This window comes from Halomonas sp. KX33721, from assembly GCF_001596805.1.
GTDB classification, from domain to species: Bacteria; Pseudomonadota; Gammaproteobacteria; order Pseudomonadales; family Halomonadaceae; genus Vreelandella; species Vreelandella aquamarina.
Genome location: NZ_LVIA01000086.1, coordinates 1 through 2,011, shown reverse-complemented (window position 1 = coordinate 2,011; position 2,011 = coordinate 1). Strand labels below are relative to the sequence as shown.

Sequence of the window (2,011 nt, the reverse complement as noted above, 5' to 3'; positions counted from 1 at the left end):
GAGATCTGGCACTGCAACTCCAAGGGCGGCTACTCGTTCTTTGACCCTTCTCAGGACGAGTACAACATGCGCCGCACGATCTATGCCGACAGCGAGGGCCGGTACACCGCGCGTAGCATTATTCCCTCCGGCTACGGCGTACCGGAAGGGCCCCCACCGATGTGGTGCTCAAGTCCCTCGGCCGCCACGGCGAGCGCCCGGCGCATATTCACTACTTTGTCTCTGCCCCGGGCCACCAGCACCTGACCACCCAGATCAACTTAGCCGGCGACCCCTACACCTTTGATGACTTCGCCTTTGCCACCCGCGAAGAGCTCGTCGTGCCCGCCGAGCGGATTGAAGACCCGGCTGAGATTGCCAAGCGTGAGCTGGACGGCCCCTTCGCCCAGGTGGTGTTCGACGTGGAGTTGGCACAAACCGACGCCGCCGAGCTACAAGTTCGCCACGCCCGCCCCCGCGCCAAGGAAGACGAGCAGGACCTGGCCAGCCAGCTGGCCGGCACGGCCAAAGTATAAACCCCTGTTTGAAAGGCGGGCCTCCCCCTTGGCCTGCCTTGACGCCTTAACAGCGCGACATAATAACGAGGAGAGAGATCATGACCACACAGCTTGATCAGCTCGAAGCCCGCGTGCGCGGTGCGGTACAAGACGACCCTGACAACGGTATTTTCCGCTGCCACCGCAGCATGTTTACAGATCCCGCTTTTTTCGAGCTGGAGATGAAACACATCTTCGAAGGCAACTGGGTATTTCTGGCCCATGAGAGCCAAATTGCCGAGCCGGGAGACTACTTCACCACCACCGTGGGTCGTCAGCCGGTGATTATCACCCGCGACAAGCAAGGCGAACTGCACGGCCTGATTAACGCCTGTGCCCACCGCGGCGCCACCCTGTGCCGTCGCAAGCGCGGCAACAAGGGCACCTTCACCTGCCCGTTCCACGGCTGGACCTTCAAAAACGACGGCCAACTGCTCAAAGCTAAAAACGAAAAGACCGGCGCCTACCCGGATACTTTCAAGCAGGACGGCTCCCATAACCTCAAGCGCCTCCCGCGCTTTGAGAACTACAAAGGCTTCCTGTTCGGCAGCCTGAGTGACGATGTGCAGCCGCTCGAACAGCACCTAGGTGAAACCACCAAGGTCATCGACAACATCGTCGACCAAGCCCCCGAAGGTCTTGAGATCCTGCGCGGCACCTCATCGTACACCTACACCGGCAACTGGAAGCTGCAGGCCGAAAACGGTGCCGACGGTTACCACGTCAGCTCCGTGCACTGGAACTACGCCTCCACCATGGAGCGCCGCAACTACGATGCCGGTGGTACCAAGGCGGTCGACGCGGACGGCTGGTCGAAAAGCAAAGGCGGCTTCTACTCCTACGAAAACGGCCACATGATGCTATGGACTCGGCTGCTCAATCCCGACGTACGCCCGGTCTACCAGGAAAAAGAGTGGATCCAAGAGCAGTTAGGGGAAGCCCGCGCCGACTCGATTGTGAATCAAACGCGCAACCTGTGCCTCTACCCCAACGTCTACCTGATGGACCAGTTCTCCACGCAAATCCGCGTGCTGCGTCCCATCGACGTCAATAAAACGGAAGTGACCATCTACTGCTTCGCCCCTAAAGGGGAGTCGGCGGAAAATCGGCGGGTACGTATCCGCCAGTACGAAGACTTCTTCAACGTCTCCGGCATGGGCACACCGGATGACCTCGAAGAGTTCCGTGCGTGTCAGGAAGGTTACAACGGCGCCCTAGCTGAATGGAATGACCTCTCCCGCGGCGCCAAGCAATGGATCGAAGGCGCGGACGAAAACGCCCAGGCCATCGGCATGAAACCACTGCTCAGCGGCGCCTCTCCCGAAGATGAAGGCCTCTACGTACTGCACCACAAGCACTGGGTCAGCGAAATGCTGCGCGCCATCGACAAAGAGCGCAGTCAGTTTATCGCCACCGCGACCGCCTAAGCGCCCGATGCCTAAAGAAAGGAGAGAAAGGCCATGAGTATCAGCTAT

At 59.8% G+C, this 2,011-nt stretch carries 3 protein-coding genes; all 3 read left to right on the top strand.

Annotated features, from left to right (window positions below):
* The first annotated feature begins 3 nt into the window (after nucleotides 1-3).
* Complete coding sequence (locus A3220_RS18090; RefSeq protein WP_252860512.1) at nucleotides 4-246, top strand: hypothetical protein; 243 nt, start codon at nucleotides 4-6, stop codon at nucleotides 244-246.
* Entirely contained in the window at nucleotides 165-515 is a 351-nt protein-coding gene (locus A3220_RS16430) for a hypothetical protein (protein WP_252860511.1), read from the top strand. Before A3220_RS18090 ends, A3220_RS16430 begins: the two co-directional genes overlap by 82 nt.
* Before the next feature lie 80 nt (nucleotides 516-595).
* Nucleotides 596-1,963 (top strand): Rieske 2Fe-2S domain-containing protein, encoded by a 1,368-nt coding sequence (locus A3220_RS16425; protein WP_062376023.1) that lies wholly within the window; start codon nucleotides 596-598, stop codon nucleotides 1,961-1,963.
* Nucleotides 1,964-2,011 lie beyond the last annotated feature (48 nt).

Bases quoted from the DNA above. Each gene is read 5' to 3' on its own strand.
- A3220_RS16425 (WP_062376023.1), top strand. From the start codon at position 596: ATGACCACACAGCTTGATCAGCTCGAAGCCCGCGTGCGCGGTGCGGTA.